Origin of the sequence: Agrobacterium sp. CNPSo 2736 (genome assembly GCF_004005385.1) — a bacterium.
Taxonomy (GTDB): domain Bacteria; phylum Pseudomonadota; class Alphaproteobacteria; order Rhizobiales; family Rhizobiaceae; genus Agrobacterium; species Agrobacterium leguminum.
Genome location: NZ_RZTX01000007.1, coordinates 139,831 through 157,742, shown reverse-complemented (window position 1 = coordinate 157,742; position 17,912 = coordinate 139,831). Strand labels below are relative to the sequence as shown.

Annotated in this window: 18 protein-coding genes and 1 tRNA gene; 16 read left to right on the top strand and 3 right to left on the bottom strand. The window is 60.2% G+C overall.

The genetic code is table 11. From position 1 onward, the window contains the following. Positions 1 to 85: 85 nt before the first annotated feature. Positions 86 to 526 (top strand): VOC family protein, encoded by a 441-nt coding sequence (locus EM858_RS14285; protein ID WP_078052802.1) that lies wholly within the window; start codon positions 86 to 88, stop codon positions 524 to 526. Positions 527 to 682: 156 nt separating this feature from the next. After that, positions 683 to 1,948: a YcbK family protein gene (locus EM858_RS14275; protein WP_164865428.1), complete on the top strand. Its 1,266-nt coding sequence runs from the start codon at positions 683 to 685 to the stop codon at positions 1,946 to 1,948. Positions 1,949 to 2,232: 284 nt separating this feature from the next. On the opposite strand, the gene EM858_RS14270 is transcribed toward EM858_RS14275, so the two are convergent. Continuing rightward, positions 2,233 to 2,308, bottom strand: a tRNA-Lys gene (locus tag EM858_RS14270). Positions 2,309 to 2,590: 282 nt separating this feature from the next. On the opposite strand from EM858_RS14270, the gene EM858_RS14265 reads away from it, so the two are divergent. Continuing rightward, positions 2,591 to 3,337 carry a cytochrome c biogenesis CcdA family protein gene (locus tag EM858_RS14265; RefSeq protein WP_003523449.1) on the top strand — a complete coding sequence of 249 codons (747 nt, stop codon included), beginning with the start codon at positions 2,591 to 2,593 and terminating at the stop codon, positions 3,335 to 3,337. Between the two features lie 35 nt (positions 3,338 to 3,372). Next, positions 3,373 to 4,311, top strand: a complete 939-nt coding sequence (locus EM858_RS14260) for an AEC family transporter (RefSeq protein WP_035263560.1) — start codon at positions 3,373 to 3,375, stop codon at positions 4,309 to 4,311. Here EM858_RS14260 and EM858_RS14255 read toward each other — a convergent pair. Further along, positions 4,295 to 5,503, bottom strand: coding sequence for a UbiH/UbiF family hydroxylase (locus EM858_RS14255; RefSeq protein ID WP_127756975.1), 1,209 nt, complete (start codon positions 5,501 to 5,503; stop codon positions 4,295 to 4,297). The genes EM858_RS14260 and EM858_RS14255 overlap by 17 nt on opposite strands. Positions 5,504 to 5,712: 209 nt before the next feature. Between EM858_RS14255 and pcsA the strand changes: the two genes are divergently transcribed. The 12 genes from pcsA (at position 5,713) to EM858_RS14195 (ending at position 17,614) form a co-directional block, all read left to right on the top strand. After that, positions 5,713 to 6,438, top strand: coding sequence for a phosphatidylcholine synthase (pcsA, locus tag EM858_RS14250; RefSeq protein WP_035263562.1), 726 nt, complete (start codon positions 5,713 to 5,715; stop codon positions 6,436 to 6,438). 211 nt (positions 6,439 to 6,649) lie between these two features. Beyond that, positions 6,650 to 8,209: an ABC transporter ATP-binding protein gene (locus EM858_RS14245; RefSeq protein WP_164865440.1), complete on the top strand. Its 1,560-nt coding sequence runs from the start codon at positions 6,650 to 6,652 to the stop codon at positions 8,207 to 8,209. Next, positions 8,199 to 9,290 (top strand): ABC transporter permease, encoded by a 1,092-nt coding sequence (locus tag EM858_RS14240; protein ID WP_003523441.1) that lies wholly within the window; start codon positions 8,199 to 8,201, stop codon positions 9,288 to 9,290. Before EM858_RS14245 ends, EM858_RS14240 begins: the two co-directional genes overlap by 11 nt. Next, complete coding sequence (locus tag EM858_RS14235; protein WP_164865439.1) at positions 9,290 to 10,210, top strand: ABC transporter permease; 921 nt, start codon at positions 9,290 to 9,292, stop codon at positions 10,208 to 10,210. The genes EM858_RS14240 and EM858_RS14235 overlap by 1 nt, the downstream gene beginning before the upstream one ends. Positions 10,211 to 10,245: 35 nt before the next feature. Next, positions 10,246 to 11,319 carry a BMP family ABC transporter substrate-binding protein gene (locus tag EM858_RS14230; protein ID WP_080816796.1) on the top strand — a complete coding sequence of 358 codons (1,074 nt, stop codon included), beginning with the start codon at positions 10,246 to 10,248 and terminating at the stop codon, positions 11,317 to 11,319. 211 nt (positions 11,320 to 11,530) lie between these two features. Then, complete coding sequence (locus tag EM858_RS14225) at positions 11,531 to 12,268, top strand: FadR/GntR family transcriptional regulator (RefSeq protein ID WP_059760295.1); 738 nt, start codon at positions 11,531 to 11,533, stop codon at positions 12,266 to 12,268. A gap of 223 nt (positions 12,269 to 12,491) precedes the next feature. Then, positions 12,492 to 13,853 (top strand): bifunctional UDP-N-acetylglucosamine diphosphorylase/glucosamine-1-phosphate N-acetyltransferase GlmU, encoded by a 1,362-nt coding sequence (gene glmU / locus EM858_RS14220; RefSeq protein WP_127756973.1) that lies wholly within the window; start codon positions 12,492 to 12,494, stop codon positions 13,851 to 13,853. A 101-nt stretch (positions 13,854 to 13,954) separates the two neighbouring features. After that, entirely contained in the window at positions 13,955 to 15,781 is a 1,827-nt protein-coding gene (glmS, locus tag EM858_RS14215) for a glutamine--fructose-6-phosphate transaminase (isomerizing) (RefSeq protein WP_127756972.1), read from the top strand. Continuing rightward, entirely contained in the window at positions 15,778 to 16,281 is a 504-nt protein-coding gene (locus EM858_RS14210) for an N-acetyltransferase (protein WP_127756971.1), read from the top strand. Before glmS ends, EM858_RS14210 begins: the two co-directional genes overlap by 4 nt. 13 nt (positions 16,282 to 16,294) lie before the next feature. Beyond that, positions 16,295 to 16,963 carry a DUF502 domain-containing protein gene (locus EM858_RS14205; RefSeq protein WP_059760288.1) on the top strand — a complete coding sequence of 223 codons (669 nt, stop codon included), beginning with the start codon at positions 16,295 to 16,297 and terminating at the stop codon, positions 16,961 to 16,963. 118 nt (positions 16,964 to 17,081) lie between these two features. Next, positions 17,082 to 17,327 carry a CopG family ribbon-helix-helix protein gene (locus tag EM858_RS14200; RefSeq protein WP_080818693.1) on the top strand — a complete coding sequence of 82 codons (246 nt, stop codon included), beginning with the start codon at positions 17,082 to 17,084 and terminating at the stop codon, positions 17,325 to 17,327. Continuing rightward, complete coding sequence (locus tag EM858_RS14195) at positions 17,324 to 17,614, top strand: type II toxin-antitoxin system RelE/ParE family toxin (protein WP_127756970.1); 291 nt, start codon at positions 17,324 to 17,326, stop codon at positions 17,612 to 17,614. Before EM858_RS14200 ends, EM858_RS14195 begins: the two co-directional genes overlap by 4 nt. Positions 17,615 to 17,637: 23 nt before the next feature. Here the strand turns inward: EM858_RS14195 and EM858_RS14190 are convergent, their stop codons facing one another. Next, positions 17,638 to 17,910: a hypothetical protein gene (locus EM858_RS14190; RefSeq protein ID WP_046798274.1), complete on the bottom strand. Its 273-nt coding sequence runs from the start codon at positions 17,908 to 17,910 to the stop codon at positions 17,638 to 17,640. Positions 17,911 to 17,912: the final 2 nt, after the last annotated feature.

The window sequence follows — 17,912 nt, the reverse complement described above, 5'->3', positions numbered from 1 at the left end:
CAGCTGCTTTTATGTCGCCGTCCTTGTCCGGGGCTTGCCATCATGCGTTTAACGGCTCCGGACCCGTGTAATGGAGAGGAAGAAAATGCGGTATCTGCACACAATGGTTCGCGTCAAAGACCTTGGCGAATCACTGAAATTCTATCGCGACCTGCTGGGTCTTGAGGAAATACGCCGAATCGAGAACGAAAAAGGCCGATTCACTCTGGTGTTTCTTGCGGCGCGCGACGACATTGCTGCGGCGAAGGAAAACAAGGCGCCGTGCCTCGAACTCACCTATAACTGGGACACAGAGGATTATACCGGCGGCCGCAACTTCGGTCATCTGGCTTATGAGGTCGACAATATCTACGATTTCTGCGCCCGGCTTCAGCAGAACGGCATCGTCATCAACCGGCCGCCGCGCGACGGACACATGGCCTTCGTGCGCTCGCCGGATGGTATTTCCTTCGAAATTCTGCAGAAGGGCGAAAGCCTCGCACCAGCCGAACCGTGGATATCTATGCAGAATACCGGTTCCTGGTAGGGATTTTCCGGCGAGCAGCGGCGTTTTCGGGTGCTCTTGCCTTGTCCCGAGGGGATGAGGCATAGTCCGCGAATCGAAACGGCCAGTCCCGTTTTGGGGAAGCACACGCGCCCGTTCCCGTGCTGCTGTTGGAAATGCAAGATACGGAGGCCACCCATGACAACTGTCGAGAGCGCGAAAGGACGTCTGGTCCGTCAGCGTCTCGTCATCGCGGTTTCGCTGCTCGGGCTTTCCGGATGCGTTTCGGCGGTGACCGACGATGAGATGGCCGCCGCTACCAAAAAGCCGGAAATTTCCGCACAACAGAAGCCGCAGAACGCCGCTTCAACTGCTGCCGCCGGCGCGCAACAGGGACATTATGTGGATCCGGCCGTGGCATCGGCGGCCGGAGCAGCTGTGCCAGCCCAGCCGCAGGCATCGGGCGGCCCGGCGCAGGCCTATGGCGCCGCCCCCGATATCGGCGGATTGACGACGCAGCCAACGGCGATCTCCGCAGGGACGACAAGCATTTATTCCACCGCATCCGCAGCAGCAGCGTCCGCCGGTGTTGCAGGGGCGCCGGGCACCGCTACTGCTGCGGGCGCTCCTGCCCAGAGAATCGTTCCCGCCGTCAGCAGCGTCTATTCGGCGCCGGCGCAGCCGCAACCGGTGGCGGTTCCGGCTCAGGTCCCGCCAGCCGCACAGGCGCCGGCGGAACAGCACAGCGAAAATCGTCAGCCGGTTCCCGTAGCCGTGCCGCAATCGGCATCGGAACAGCTCGCGGCTGTTGCCGCGCAACCAGCCGTGGACGCCAGGGCGGCGGGCGAGGGGCAGGAAAGCGAGGGTAAGGGCGTAACGCTTGCGGCATTTTTCGCCGGTGCGGCAAAAAAGCGCCTGCCGAAAATGATTGAAAGCGGCACGGCCGGCAATACGCAGGTCGCCGCATTGCCCGGAGTTTCGGACGGGACGATGGGCATTGCCCTTTCCGGCCGCTCGATGATGTCCGACGAATTCGACGACGCCCATCTCGATGAAGAGGATGACCAGCCGACCGGCCTGATGAAGCTCGCTTCGCTCTCCGGCCTCACCCGTGTCGCCCCGAACGGGCTTTTCCTGCAGACGGACCGTGTCGAAGTCGGCTGTTTCAAGCCGGAACTGGTGCGGATGATCAAGGATGTGGAACGCCACTATAACAGCCCGGCGATCGTCACCTCGGGTTATCGTCCGCCGAAGGGCATAAGGCAGGGCTCAAAGCACTATACCTGCGATGCCGCCGACATACAGATCAAGGGCGTCTCCAAATGGGAGCTTGCCACCTATCTGCGTTCCCTGCCGGAACGCGGCGGTGTCGGCACCTATTGCCACACCGAATCGGTCCATATGGACACGGGTGAGCCAAGAGACTGGAACTGGCGCTGCCGCCGTACTGCCGCGCGCAAGTGATCTCCTGATTGGATTTGTCGGAATATTAAATCTGGTGATTTCCGGGGCTGAGACTTCGGCCTGAGGAACTATCCCGAGCGATTGAAACGACTGTCCGGTCATGCCGGGGCGCTGGCACGTGAGCCGGTGACCTTTATCGCAGCGGCCGTTCTTAAACCCGGGCTTGCGGCGGATATCGCTATTTTACGCCCGAGGACTGCGGGCGAATCTTTTCAATTCCCGCCGGAGTTCGGTCACCTTCGGCGCTAACTCTTTGTGAAATATCAGAAAATTGTATTTGAAGGTGGTGAGAGCGCAGGGATTCGAACCCTGGACCTACTGATTAAAAGTCAGTTGCTCTACCGGCTGAGCTACGCTCTCCCGTGTCGGGGCTTGGCTGCCCTTCGGAAGTGCGCGGAACATATGTAGAGCGATCCGTTCGGTCAACCCAAAAAAAGCGGTTTCGACAATCAATCCGGTTTTTTTTGTCGCACCCCCGAAAAGGTGATTGGAGAGAGGGGGCGGCTGGGGATAAAACCGGCTTCAGACATGTCGGCCGAACGGGCGAAATCCTTTTGCAGCAATGACATGCACGAAAATGAAGCGTGAAGTGCCAGCGAAACTCGAGAATCGCGGCGGCTTTGCGGAATGCGGAGTTCTTTCTTGTCGATTGCCGATATTTCCCTGTTCAGCGCGCTTCTGGCCGGCGCTCTTTCGTTTCTGTCGCCCTGCGTTCTGCCGCTGGTGCCGCCTTATCTCTGTTATATGGCGGGTGTTTCGGTCGAGCAGTTCAGGACGGAAGATACCGCGCCGCGGCCGGAGATTCGCAGGGCCGTGCTGTTTTCAGCCTTCTTCTTCACGCTCGGTTTCGCCACGGTCTTCGTGGCGCTGGGGGCAGGCGCCTCGACGATCGGCACGCTTCTGCGTCAGAATCTCGATATTCTCGCCAAGATCGGCGGTTTCATCATCATTCTGATGGGTCTGAATTTTCTCGGCGTGTTCCGTATCGGCCTGTTTTCGCGCGAGGCGCGGTTTCAGGGGGCGGGCAAGCCTGCCACGCTGTCGGGGGCCTATGTCATGGGTCTTGCCTTCGCCTTCGGCTGGACGCCCTGCATTGGCCCGGTTCTGGGGGCTATTCTCGGCGTCGCCGCCGCGCGCGATACGGTTGGCGACGGTGCGGCGCTGCTTGCGGTCTATTCTCTTGGCCTTGCGGTGCCGTTCTGGATCGCGGCGGCGTTTTCCGGCTCCTTCATGCGTTTCCTCGTCCGCTTCCGCCGCCATCTCGGCCTCGTGGAAAAGCTGCTCGGTGTATTGCTGGTGCTGACCGGTCTCGCTTTCATGTCCGGTTTTATCACCAATGTGGCGATCTGGTTCCAGGAGACCTTTCCGATCCTGATGCAAATCGGCTAAGCCTCCCGCTGGAGTTGCTTGCGGGGGGAAACATAGTGACGGATATCGTCGGATTGCTGTTACCGTTTTTCGGCCTGATCTTCATCGGCTACGGGGCGGCGCGCATTACGAAGCAGCCGGTCGAGGCGATGGGCTGGCTGAACACCTTCATCATCTATGCGGCGCTTCCGGCGCTGTTTTTCAAGCTGGTATCGAAAACGCCGGTGGAAGAACTGGCGCGGATGGATTTCGTCGCGGCCAGTCTCGCCTGCACCTATGGCATTTTCTTGGCTGTGTTCCTGATCGGCCGGTTCGTACGGAAAAATAGCCTTGCCGAAACCACGATCCAGAGTTTCGCGGCAAGCTACGGCAATATCGGTTATATGGGGCCGGGGCTTGCGCTTCTGGCGCTTGGCGAAAAGGCGGCGGTGCCGGTGGCGCTGATCGTCTGTCTGGAAAATGCCGCTCATTTCATCGTCGCGCCTGCGATGATGGCGGTTGCGGGCGGTGACAAGCGCTCCCCGGCGAAGCTTGCGCTGGATGTGGCGCGCAAGGTCATCACCCATCCCTTCATCGTCTCCGTCATCGCCGGCTTTCTCGCCGCCTCGCTGTCATGGCAGCCGCCGGAGGCGGTGCAGCGGCTGGTGGATTATCTGGCGCAATCGGCAGCGCCCTGCGCATTGTTTGCCATGGGTGTGACGCTGGCGCTTCGGCCAATGAAACGGGTGCCGGTGGAAATCAGCTATATCGTGCCGGCCAAGCTGATCCTGCATCCGCTTGCCGCTTATCTCGTGCTCTCGTCGCTCGGGCGGTTCGAGCCGGTGTGGATTTATTCGGCCGTGCTTTTGGCCGCGCTGCCGACCGCGACGAATGTTTTCGTCATCGGCCAGCAATATCACGTCTGGCAGGAGCGGGCGTCGGCAACGATCCTGATCTCGACGGTGCTGTCGGTCCTTACGCTGACCGGCGTGGTGTATTTCATCCAGCCTTTTTGAAGCTGCCGAACAGCAGCGAGGGCAGGGCCTTCAGCCCACGGCCCGGTTCGATGCCTTCGCGCATGACCATGCTTCTAAGCGTGCCGATGCCGGAAAGCACGTGAAGGCCCGCCGCGCGCGCCATCTGCACCGGCAGGAGATCGGAAAGCAGCGAGCGGTTCAGGAGATCGACGCTCAGCGTGCGGCTGTAGACATCCGCCCGCCGCCGGCGGTCGAAGCTGCTGCCGGCATCGGCCGCAATCGGCCGGTCGGCGACGGCGCTCAGCAATTCCGTCAGCGCGATGATGTCGCGCAGGCTGAGGTTCAGCCCCTGCGCGCCAATGGGCGGAAAACCATGTGCGGCCTCGCCGATCAGGGCGACGCGGCCCTTGCCGAAGCGATGTGCCGTCATGGAAGAGAGCGGCCATGCCTGCACGCTGTCCTCGACGGTGACGGCTCCCAGCATGGATTGCATGCGCTCCTCGATCCGCAGGCTGAGCGCTTCCAGCGGCAGCGCGGTCAATTCCTCCGCCTGTTGCGGGGTGACGACCCAGACGAGGCTGGAGCGGTTGCCGGGCAGGGGAATCTGGGTGAAAGGGCCGGTGGGGGTATGAAATTCCGTCGAGACATTGCCATGCGAGCGGTTATGGCCGAAGTTCAAAACAATGGCCGTCTGCGGATAGGACCAGGATTTGACGCCGATGCCGGCTGCATCCCGCACCATGGATTTGCGGCCATCCGCACCGATGAGGAAATCGGCCGAGAGTGTTTCGCCGTCGCCAAGCGTCACCGATACACGGTCGTTGCCGATGTCGATCGTCTCGGCTGTGGCATCGAGGCGGGTAATATTGTGTTCCTGCCCGACCGCTTCGCTCAGAACGCCGAGCAGCGCCTCGTTGGGGATGTTCCAGCCAAAGGCGTCCAGCCCGATTTCGGAGGAACGGAACTGCACGGTGGGTGCACGCAGCAGGCGGTCGGTGCCGTCGATGATCTGCATGGTGGAAAGGCGTGCGGCCGAAGGCGCGATGCGCGACCACAGGCCGAGCCGGTCCATGAAGCGGATCGACTGGTCCATCAGCGCCGTGGTGCGCTGGTCCTTCCTGTCGCTGGACGGTGCGATGAGCGCCACGTGGCGGCCCGCCCGCGCCAGCGCGATGGCCGCGATCTGGCCCGCAAGTCCCGCACCGGTGATGGCGATATCGAAGTGTCTCATGGTCCTGATCCGTTGTTATTTCCAAAGCATCATAAAGGCTTTGGTCGGGTAAATCCACTTCGCTCCCGGAACATCCGGTTGCGAAGATTCGTTGGTTGTGCCGCGATATTAGTCCTAGGATAAGCGGATTGAGCCGGTTGCAAAGCGTGGTGAATGGCCGCATACCGGAATGAACAGGCGGATGAAAAAACGGGGCACAGACGCTGACTATGAAAATTTTCAACTATAAGCGTGTTCCCTACGCGGAAATCCGCGCCTTTTCGGTCCATATGCTCACGGCCTCCGGCTCGTTCCTGGCTTTTCTCGGTGTGGTCGCCGCAGCCGAACACCGTTTCGTCGACATGTTCTGGTGGCTGGGGCTTGCGCTTCTGGTGGATGGCATCGACGGTCCCATCGCCCGCAAGGTCAGGGTTAAGGAAGTGCTGCCCAACTGGTCTGGCGATACGCTCGATAATATCATCGACTATGTTACCTATGTGCTGCTGCCCGCCTTTGCACTTTACCAGAAAGGCATGATCGGCGAGCCGCTGTCCTTCGTGGCCGCCGGCATGATCGTGGTGTCGAGCGCCATTTATTATGCCGACATGGGCATGAAGACGGACGAATATTTCTTCTCCGGCTTTCCGGTAGTGTGGAACATGGTGGTGTTCACCCTGTTCGTCATGGACGCCAGCGCCACCACGGCGATGATTGTCGTTACCGTTTCGGTGTTTTTGACATTCCTGCCGATCAACTTCCTGCATCCAGTGCGGGTGAAGCGATTGCGGCCGCTCAATCTCGCCGTGGTCTTCATCTGGTGCGCGCTTGGCGGTTATTCGCTGCTGATGCATTTCGAAACCCCGACCTGGGCCGTGATCGGCTTCGTGGCGAGCGGCATCTATCTTTATTGCATCGGTGGAATATTGCAGTTTTTCCCCTCGCTCGGCGCGAAATGAAAAAAGGGTAAAGCCGTTTATTGCTTGTGCAAATTGCATTTAAGCGGCTTCTTTTTCAGTTGTGCGCAGCAGCAAAACCGTTATCAATAAGTTCTGATCGCGTATCATTGCATACTTTTTGGTGCGGGATTGGGAACAATGACCGCAACCGTTTGAAACGCCTCGAAGAAGGCATGACGGTTGGTGAGAGAGGGAACTCGTGACTGGAACTTTGGCGCCGGAGGCCGTGCCTCTCCTGTCCGTTCGCAAGCTGACCAAGCTGTTCGGCAATTTCGCCGCCTGCAACGGCATCGATCTCGATATTGCGCGGGGCGAAATCCACGCGCTTCTGGGTGAAAACGGCGCGGGCAAATCCACGCTCGTCAAGATGCTGTTCGGCGTTCTCGCACCGACCGAGGGCGATATCATCTGGCAGGGCCAGCCGGTTTCCGTAGGCTCACCCAGTGAGGCCCGCCGGCTCGGCATCGGCATGGTGTTCCAGCATTTTTCGCTGTTCGAGGCGCTGACGGTTGCTGAAAATATCGCCCTGTCGCTCGATCCGAAAATTTCATTGAAGGAAATCGCCGGGCAAGCGGAAAAACTGTCGCGCGCCTATGGTCTGCCGCTCGATCCCAATGCGCATGTGGCCGATCTTTCGGTCGGCGAGCGCCAGCGCATCGAAATCGTCCGAGCGCTTCTACAGAATCCGCGCCTGATCATTCTCGACGAGCCGACCTCGGTGCTGACGCCGCAGGAGGCCGACAAGCTGTTCGAGACGCTGGAGAAGCTGAAAGCCGAAGGCCGTTCCGTGCTTTATATCAGCCATCGTCTCGAAGAGGTGCAGCGCATCTGCGACCGCGCCACCGTTCTGCGTCACGGCAAGGTGACGGGCGCCTGCGATCCGCGCAGGGAAACGCCTGCATCGCTGGCGCGCATGATGGTGGGCAGCGATGTCGCAAGCGTTTCGCGGGCCACGGGCGAGGCGTTGGGTGCGCCGCAGATCGAGGTCATGGGGCTTTCGGTCGCGCCGCGCACGCCTTTTGCCGTGGCGTTGAAATCGATTTCCATGACCGTACGCGCCGGCGAGGTGCTGGCGATTGCCGGCGTTGCCGGAAACGGGCAGGGCGAGCTGTTCGATGCGCTTTCCGGCGAATATCCGGTCTATAATAACGATGCGATCCATCTGCGCGGCAAGCCGGTCGGCCGTATCGGCATCAATGGTCGCCGGCTGATGGGCGCGGGTTTTGTGCCGGAAGAGCGCCATGGCCACGCCGCCGTTCCCGGCATGAGCCTTTCCGACAATCTGCTGCTGGCGCGGGCGCGCTCCGACCGCAAGGCGTTTCTGACCGGCGGTTTCCTGCGTATCGTGCGTGGCTCAGTCATTAAGGCGGCGGCGCGGCGTATTTCGGAAACCATGGATGTGCGCAAAAGCGGGGCCGATCCGCTGGCCGGGTCGCTATCCGGCGGCAACCTGCAGAAATTCATCGTCGGGCGCGAGCTTGACCGCCAGCCTGCCGTGCTGGTGGTCAATCAGCCGACGTGGGGCGTGGATGCGGGTGCGGCAAGCCGCATTCGCCAGGCGCTTGTCGATCTTGCCAAGGCGGGTTCGGCCGTCATCGTCATCAGCCAGGATCTCGATGAAATATTCGAAGTCGCCACCAATATCGCGGTCATTTCCGACGGCAAGCTCTCCGATGCCCATCCGGTGGAAAAGATGACGCTTGAAAAGATCGGCCTTTTGATGGGCGGCATTCACACGTCACATTCGGGAGCCGCCCAGCATGCGCATTGAGCTTGAAAAACGCGCGGGGGTCTCGAAGCTCTTCACCCTGCTTTCCCCGCTTCTGGCGCTCACGCTGACGCTGCTTGTCGGCGCCGTCATGTTCGCCATGCTCGGCAAAAATCCGGCTCACGCGCTTTACGCCTTTTTCGTCGAGCCGCTGCTGGAAGTCTGGTCGCTGCACGAGCTGGCGATCAAGGCCGCGCCGCTGATCCTGATCGGAGTCGGCCTGTCGATCTGTTATCGCTCCAATAACTGGAATATTGGCGCGGAGGGGCAGTTCACCATCGGCGCGATCACCGGCTCCATCCTGCCGGTGCTTTATCCCGACTGGCATTCGCCGCTGCTTTTGCCTTTGATGCTGGTGATGGGCGCCGTGGGCGGCGCGCTTTATGCCGGTATTCCCGCACTTTTGAAGACGAAGTTCAACACTAACGAAATACTCGTCAGCCTCATGTTGGTCTATGTCGCGCAGCTTTTCCTCGACTGGCTGACACGCGGCATCTGGCGCGATCCGGGCGGTTACAACTTCCCGCAGACCAAGCCGTTCAACGACAGCGCCGTTCTGCCGGAAATGCTGGCATCGGGCCGTGCGCATTGGGGTTTCGTTTTCGCCATCGTCGCGGCCATCGCGCTGTGGTTCATGATGCGCTACATGCTGAAGGGCTTCGAGGTCACCGTGCTCGGCCAGTCGGCGCGGGCAGGGCGCTTCGCCGGTTTTTCCTCCAGCCGCATGGTGTGGTTTTCGCTGCTGCTCTCCGGTGCGCTGGCGGGGCTTGCGGGCATATCGGAGGCTTCCGGTTCCATTGGCCATCTCCAGCCCAGCATTTCGCCGGGTTACGGCTTTACCGCCATCATCGTCGCCTTTCTCGGCCGTCTCAATCCGCTCGGCATCATCCTTTCCGGGCTGGTGCTGGCGCTGACCTATCTGGGCGGCGAGGCGGCGCAGCTGTCGATTGGCGTCTCCGATAAGGTGACGCGCGTGTTTCAGGGGCTGATGCTGTTCTTCGTGCTGTCCTGCGATACGCTGATTTTCTATCGCATCAGGGTCGTCTTTTCCGGCAAGGCGCATCGTAAAGAAGGAGCGGCATGATGGATATGCTTCAGGCCATTCTCCTCACCGTCATCACCGCCGCCACGCCGCTCGTCATCGCCGCTTCCGGCGAGCTGGTGACGGAGCGCTCAGGCGTCCTCAATCTCGGTGTCGAGGGCATGATGATCATGGGTGCGGTCTGTGCTTTCGCGGCCGCGCATATGACCGGGTCTCCCTATCTCGGCATTCTGGCCGGCATTGCCTCGGGTGCGGTTTTCTCGCTGCTCTTCGGTTTCCTGACGCTGACGCTCGTTACCAATCAGGTGGCGACGGGCCTTGCGCTCACCATTCTCGGCCTCGGCGTCTCGGGTATGCTGGGTGAAAGTTTCGTCGGCCTGCCGGGTGTGAAACTGCAGCCCATCGTCTTTCCGCTGCTGTCGGATATTCCCTTCTTCGGTCCGCTGCTGTTCCGGCAGGATTTGATCTTCTACCTCTCCATCGCGCTTGTCGCCGGCATTGGCCGGTTTCTGTTCAAGAGCCGCACGGGCCTCAAAATCCGCGCCATCGGCGACAGTCACGCTTCGGCCCATGCGCTCGGCATCAATGTCATCCGCACCCGTTATCTCGCCGTCATGTTCGGCGGCGCCTGTGCCGGGCTTGCCGGGGCGCAGCTGTCGCTGGTCTATACGCCGCAATGGGTGGAAAACATGTCGGCCGGGCGCGGGTGGATTGCGCTGGCGCTCGTCGTCTTCGCCTCCTGGCGCCCATGGCGGGTGCTGGCGGGCGGCTATCTGTTCGGCGCCGTCACCATCGGCCAATTGCACGCGCAGGCCTTCGGCATCGGGGTGCCATCGCAACTGCTTTCGGCACTACCTTACCTTGCAACTATTGTCGTGCTGGTCATCATCTCGCATAATCGCCGCACGACCTTGATCAACACGCCGGCCTCGCTTGGCAAATCCTTCGTGCCGGACAGGTGAAGCATTCTCACGTCTCCAAACCAACAGGGGTAAAAATGAAAAAACTGGTCATCGCACTCGCCGCTTCGGTTGCGGCTCTCGGCGGCGTCGTTTCTTCGGCGGAAGCCGCCGACGCCAAGAAGGTCTGCTTCATCTATGTCGGTTCAAAGACCGACGGCGGCTGGACGCAGGCGCATGATATCGGCCGTCAGGAACTGCAGGCGCATTTCGGCGACAAGATCGAAACGCCGTTCCTCGAAAGCGTTCCGGAAGGTCCGGATGCCGAACGCGCCATCGAGCGCATGGCCCGTTCGGGCTGCGAACTGGTGTTCACCACCTCCTTCGGCTTCATGGATGCGACCGTGAAGGTCGCCCAGAAGTTCCCCAAGGTGAAGTTCGAACACGCCACCGGCTTCAAGACCGCCGAAAACGTCGCGACCTACAATTCGCGCTTCTATGAAGGCCGCTACATTCAGGGCCAGATCGCCGCGAAGATGTCGCAGAAGGGTCTCGCCGGTTACATCGCCTCCTTCCCGATCCCGGAAGTGGTGATGGGCATCGACGCCTTCGTGCTCGGCGCGCAGTCCGTCAATCCCGACTTCAAGGTGAAGGTCGTCTGGGCCAACACCTGGTTCGACCCCGGCAAGGAAGCCGATGCCGCCAAGGCGCTGATCGACCAGGGCGTCGACATTCTGACCCAGCACACCGACACCACCGCGCCGATGCAGGTTGCCGCAGAACGCGGCATCAAGGCCTTCGGTCAGGCTTCCGACATGATTGCGGCCGGTCCGAAGACGCAGCTTACCGCCATCAAGGACACCTGGGGCGCCTATTACATCAAGCGCACGCAGGCCCTTCTCGATGGTACCTGGAAGTCCGAATCGATCTGGGACGGCCTGAAGGACGGCATCCTGACCATGGCGCCCTATACCAACATGCCTGATGATGTGAAGAAGATGGCCGAGGACACCGAAGCCAAGATCAAGTCGGGCGAGTTGCACCCCTTCACCGGCCCGGTGAAGAAGCAGGACGGTTCGGAATGGCTGAAGGCGGGTGAAAAGGCCGAGGACGGCGTTCTGCTCGGCCTCAACTTCTACGTCGCCGGCGTGGACGACAAGCTGCCGCAATAACGGGACTTTTTATTCCCGCTGATAACGGGCCGCACATGAAATTCATGTGCGGCCTTTGTTATTTTCATATGTTTTACGCCGTGGACGAAGTTTGCCTTTGCTTTTCAGACGACTTGATGTTTTTCACTATATTCTGACTTGAAGTATACACGTCTGGCGCGATTTTTAAGATCGCCAACCGAACGGAAGGACATGGCACTTGCAGCGCGGAATGCTCGATGCGGCTATCGGTTTTCGAAAGCTGCGGACAAATCATGCACAGGTCGTTCACAAGCTCGGTCTCGATATCGTGTCCGGCACCTTCAAGACGGGTGATATCTTACCCGGCGATGCCGAGCTGATGGAGCGGCTGAAAGTGTCGCGCACAGTGCTGCGGGAAGCGATGAAGACGCTGACCGCCAAAGGCATGATTTCCCCCAAGGCGCGTATCGGCACCCGGGTGACGGAGCGCGAAAGCTGGAACATGTTCGACAGCGAAGTGCTGCTCTGGCATTTCGAGGCGGGGGTCAGCGACGAGTTTCTGCTGCATCTTTACGATATCCGTCAGGCTTTCGAGCCCTATGGCGCGGGGCTTGCCGCCATCAGGGCAAAGGACGCCGATATCGCCAAGCTCGCCGCTTACGCCAACGAGATGGGCAATACGGCCTATTCCAAGGAAAAGCGCGCGCTTGCGGATATGAATTTCCATGTCCTCATCACCGAAATGTCCGGCAATCCGTTCATGCGCACCGTCGGTTCGCTGATAAAGGCGGCTCTGGTGGGCATTTTCCGGATGAGCAACCCGGAAACCGACCCCAATGAGATTTCCGACGTGTCCGCCTCCCACCTGCGGCTCGTGGAGGCGTTTCGCCTGCGCGATGAGGCCGCAGCGCGCCGCGAGATGGAAAGGCTGATCGAAAACGGCCGCCAGCAGGTGCTGGAATTCACTGCCCGCAACCCCCGGCGATAAATCACACCGCGGGAGCGGGATTCGATCCCGTTCCAATCACGTTTGATGAAAATCGGTGCGGAAATTTGGTGCAGATTTGCATGGTTTCTTAAGTGGGCCGCCGTTATAGCAATTCCGGAATGAAATTACCGATGCGCCCGTTCGTTTTGCCGGACGGCGTGAAGTCAAACATATGCCGCCGTCCTGGCCGCCCTGCGGCCGGTGACTGGGTGTTGGAGGTCTTATGGAGCGCAGCTCTCTAGCCGTTATTCTCGCAGCGGGCGACAGCACGCGCATGAAATCGTCGAAATCCAAGGTGCTGCATCCGGTCGCCGGGCGTCCGATGATCAGCCATGTGGTTGAGGCGGTGGCTGGATCCGGCGTCGGCACGGTGGCGCTGGTGGTCGGGCGCGATGCCGACAATGTCGCTGCTGCCGCAGGCATGAAGGGCCTTCAGGTCGAAGCTTTCCTGCAGACGGAACGCAAGGGCACCGGCCATGCGGTTCTTGCCGCACGCGCGGCCATCGAACGCGGTTTTGACGATCTCATCGTTGCCTATGGCGATGTACCGCTCATCACTTCCGCAACGCTCGACCGGGCGCGTGAGGCGATTGCCGCCGGCGCCGATGTCGCCGTCATCGGTTTCCATACCGACCGCCCGACCGGTTACGGCCGGCTTCTGGTCAAGGATGGCGAACTTGTCGCTATCCGCGAGGAGAAGGACGCGACCGATGCGGAGCGTAAGGTCACCTGGTGCAATAGCGGATTGATGGCCATCAACGGCCGCAACGCGCTGGACCTGCTCGACCGGATCGGCAACAGCAATGTGAAGGGCGAATATTATCTGACCGATGTGGTCGAGATCGCCCGTTCCCTCGGCCGCCGCGCCGTCGCCATCGATGCGCCCGAAACGGAACTGGTCGGCTGCAACAACCGCGCCGAACTGGCCTTTATCGAGAAGCTCTGGCAGGAACGTCGCCGCCACGAACTGATGGTGGACGGCGTTTCGATGATTGCGCCTGAAACCGTCTTTCTCTCCTATGACACGAAGATCGGCCAAGACGTTTTGATCGAACCGAATGTCGTCATCGGTCCCGGCGTCACCATCGAGCCGGGCGCCGTCATCCATGCGTTTTCGCATCTGGAAGGGGCGCATGTCGCCGAAGGTGCGACTGTCGGCCCCTATGCGCGGCTGCGTCCGGGCGCGAACCTGCACGCCAATGCCAAGGTGGGCAATTTCTGCGAGGTCAAGAAGGCGGAGATCGGCGAGGGCGCCAAGGTCAACCATCTGACCTATATCGGCGATGCATTCATCGGCGCGGGCAGCAATATCGGCGCTGGCACCATCACCTGCAATTACGACGGCTACAACAAGGCCGAAACGCGGATCGGTGCGAACAGTTTTATTGGTTCGAACTCGTCGCTGGTCGCTCCTATCACCATTGGAGAGGGGGCCTATATCGCTTCCGGCAGCGTAATTACCGATGACGTGCCTGATGATGCGCTGGCTTTTGGGCGCGCGCGCCAGGAGGTGAAACCCGGTCGCGCGACGGTGGTGCGCGAGCGGGCGAAGGCGCTGAAGGAAGCGAAGAAAAAGTCGTCCTGACGGACGTTACCAAACGATACCGAAAGTGACCGGCGCCATAATTGCGGATTGTTCGGGAACGGTTAGTAGTTTCGGCGAAGAGATCGCCGCTGGAGAAATATATGTGCGGAATTGTCGGAATTGTCGGAACCCAGCCCGTTGCTGAACGGCTTGTCGATGCGCTGAAGCGTCTCGAATATCGCGGTTACGATTCGGCTGGTGTCGCCACCATCGACAATGGCGCGATGGACCGTCGCCGGGCGGAAGGAAAGCTCTTCAACCTGGAGAAGAGACTTTCGGAAGAGCCGCTGCCGGGCGTGGTCGGCATCGCTCACACCCGCTGGGCGACCCATGGCGTTCCGAACGAAACCAATGCCCATCCGCATTTTGTCGACGGCGTCGCCGTCGTCCATAATGGCATCATCGAAAACTTCGCCGAACTGCGCGAAGAGCTGACCGTCGGGGGCGCGAGCTTCACCACCCAGACCGATACCGAAGTGGTGGCGCAGCTTCTGGCGAAATATACCCGCGAGGGTCTCGGCCATCGCGAGGCGATGCTGAAGATGCTGAACCGCGTGACGGGCGCCTATGCGCTGGTCGTTATGTTCAAGGACGATCCCGGCACGCTGCTTTCGGCCCGCTCCGGCCCGCCGCTTGCCGTCGGTTACGGTCGGGGCGAAATGTTCCTCGGGTCCGACGCCATCGCGCTGTCGCCCTTCACCAACGAGATCACCTATCTGGTGGATGGCGATTGCGCCATCGTGACCCGGCAGGGTGCGGAAATCATCGATTTCTCCGGCAAACCGGTGAAGCGCGAGCGGCAGATTTCGCAGGCGACGGCCTATGTGGTCGACAAGGGCAACCATCGCCACTTCATGGAAAAGGAAATCTACGAGCAGCCGGAAGTCATTTCCCATGCGCTGAGCAACTATGTGGATTTCGCTTCCAAGACCGTGAAGCAGGCCGACACGGCCATCGACTTCGCCAAGCTTTCCGGCCTTGCCATTTCCGCCTGCGGTACGGCCTATCTGTCCGGCCTGATCGGCAAATACTGGTTCGAGCGTTATGCGCGTCTGCCGGTGGAAATCGATGTCGCCTCGGAATTCCGTTACCGTGAAATCCCGCTCGTTCCCACGCAGGCCGCACTGTTCATCTCGCAATCGGGCGAAACCGCCGATACGCTGGCGGCCCTGCGTTATTGCCAGCAGGAGGGGCTGAAGATCGGCGCGGTGGTCAATACGCGTGAATCCACCATGGCGCGCGAATCCGATGCGATCTTCCCGATCCTTGCCGGTCCGGAAATCGGCGTCGCCTCCACCAAGGCCTTCACCTGCCAGCTTGCAGTGCTCGCTTCGCTTGCCGTTGCCGCCGGAAAAGCGCGCGGTACGATCACGCCCCAGCAGGAAACCGAACTGGTTCGCCATCTCACCGAGATGCCGCGCATCATGAGCAAGGTTCTCAACAGCATCCAGCCGCAGATCGAAGCGCTGTCGCGCGATCTGTCGCGTTTCAAGGACGTGCTTTATCTCGGCCGAGGCACCAGCTTCCCGCTGGCGCTGGAAGGCGCGCTGAAGCTCAAGGAAATCTCCTATATCCACGCCGAGGGTTATGCCGCCGGCGAGCTGAAGCATGGGCCTATCGCACTGATCGACGAGAACATGCCGGTCATCGTCATCGCGCCGCATGATCGTTTCTTTGAAAAGACGGTTTCGAACATGCAGGAGGTCGCCGCGCGCGGCGGCCGCATCATCTTCATCACCGATGAGAAGGGGGCGGCCGCTTCCAAGCTCGACACCATGGCGACGATCACGCTGCCCAATGTCGATGAGCTGATTGCGCCGATGGTCTTCTCGCTGCCGATCCAGCTGCTCGCTTATCACACCGCCGTCTTCATGGGCACGGATGTGGACCAGCCGCGCAATCTGGCGAAATCGGTAACGGTGGAATGATCATCCGACCAGAGCGTCAGGGCGATGAAGAGGCGATCGGAGCGCTGACGGAAGCGGCGTTCCGGGACATGCCCTTCAGCGACCAGACGGAACATCTGATCGTCGACAGGCTGCGCAAGGCAGGTGTGCTCACCATTTCTCTGGTGGCGGAGGAGGCCGGGGACATCGTTGGCCATGTCGCCTTTTCGCCGGCCACGATTTCCGGCGCGGAAGGCCGCTGGTTCGCGCTCGGGCCGATTTCGGTTTCTCCCGAAAGGCAAAGTCAGGGCATCGGGGCGCAGCTGGTGCATGAGGGACTTGCAATGCTGGAACGGCTTGGGGCTGCCGGCTGCGTTCTGGCCGGCAGTCCTGCCTATTACGGCCGGCTCGGATTCGAGCGTTTCGATGGCCTGCACAGTAATGGCATTCCTGACAAATATTTGTTGGCCTTGCGCTTGCATGGTGGAACTCCATCCGGCATTGTCGGTTTTCATCCGGGTTTCGATGGCGACAACGCTTAATTCCGAACGGTAAATGACCGATATTCCTGTCAAAATTTCATTCGCAGCCCGCCTGCGCAATAGTTTCCTCACGGGCGTTCTGATCCTCGCGCCCGTCACCATCACCATGTGGCTGGTGTGGAGTTTCCTGCAATGGGCCGATAGCTGGGTGAAGCCCTATATTCCGGCCCGTTACGATCCCGAGCAATATTTCGATGTGGCTATTCCCGGTTTCGGCCTGCTGATCGCCGTCATCGGCATCACGCTCATCGGTTTTCTGGGTAATAACCTCATCGGCAAATGGATTTTCGGCGTTGGCGAATCCATCCTCAACCGCATGCCGCTGGTGCGGCCGATCTACAAGAGCATCAAGCAGCTGTTCGAATCCGTTCTGAAGGAGCATTCGAACTCCTTCAAGAAGGTCGGCCTGATCGAGTTTCCGTCATCCGGCACCTGGGCGATGGTCTTCGTCGCCTCCGAGGCCAAGGGCGAGCTTGCCCATCGTTTCAATGAAATGGGCCAGCAGATGGTCGCCGTCTTCCTGCCGCCGACACCGGTGCCGACGGCCGGTTTCCTGCTGTTCGTGCCGAAAGACAAGATCGTGATGCTGGACATGACGCCGGAAGATGCGGCGAAACTGTTGATATCCGGCGGTCTGGTGGCCCCGGATTTCAAGCCGCCGAAGATGATTGCGCCGGTTTGAACGCATTCGCAAGGCGCTAGATTCCTTCCTCCATTCTCACGGAGGGATGTAAAGCAATACGGTTGACGAACCAATGTGGTTCACCAATAATCACAGTGAACCAACAAGGGTTGCGATCATGACTGCATTCACGGTGCGTTTGCCGGACGAGGTTACTGACAAGCTCGATCAGCTTGCTGAGAAGCTTGAACGCTCGCGGTCCTACATGGCGGCGCGGGCGATTGAGGACTATGTTGCCCGTGAGGAGTGGCAGCTAGCCGAGATCGAGGCCGGTTTGGCGGAAGCGGATCGCGGCGAGTTTGGTACACCCGAAGATCTCGCAAACATTGTCGGAAAATACGTCAAGTCCGCCCGGCCGTCATGAGTGACCGGCGAATTCGTTGGACCTTACGGGCGCTGCGACGGCTCGATGAAATTGGTGTGCATATCGAAAAGGATAATCCAGCGGCTGCGGCACGGGTGATTTCCCGCATTGTCTCGGCCGTTGATATGTTGGTGGAGCAGCCAGCCATGGGGCGGGTCGGACGCATTAGAGGAACACGGGAAGCCGTGCTTCCCGACATTTCCTACATCATTGCCTATCGCGTGGGCGGGGATATCGAAATTTTGACGATCATCCACACATCGCAGCGGTGGCCTTCGGCGCTTTAGCCAACAGTCTCCGGATTTCATAGTCAATCCTCGTCATCCAGATCATCCACTTCCGTGCCGGTGGTTGTCGCGTGGAAAACGGGAACGAAAAGCCGCATATAGACCAGCCGCACGCTCCAGCCTTCTTCCAGCGCCTGGCTCCACGCCTTCTTGCGTCCGGGTTTTTTGAACGCCTTGCCGATCGCCTTTTTTTCGCTTTTCGCAAATGTCTCGGGTTGCAGGATATTCTGCGGCGAGCACAGTGCATACCCTTTGCGGAAGGCGGGTGGCGGGCGGCGCGGGTCGATCATGTTCATGG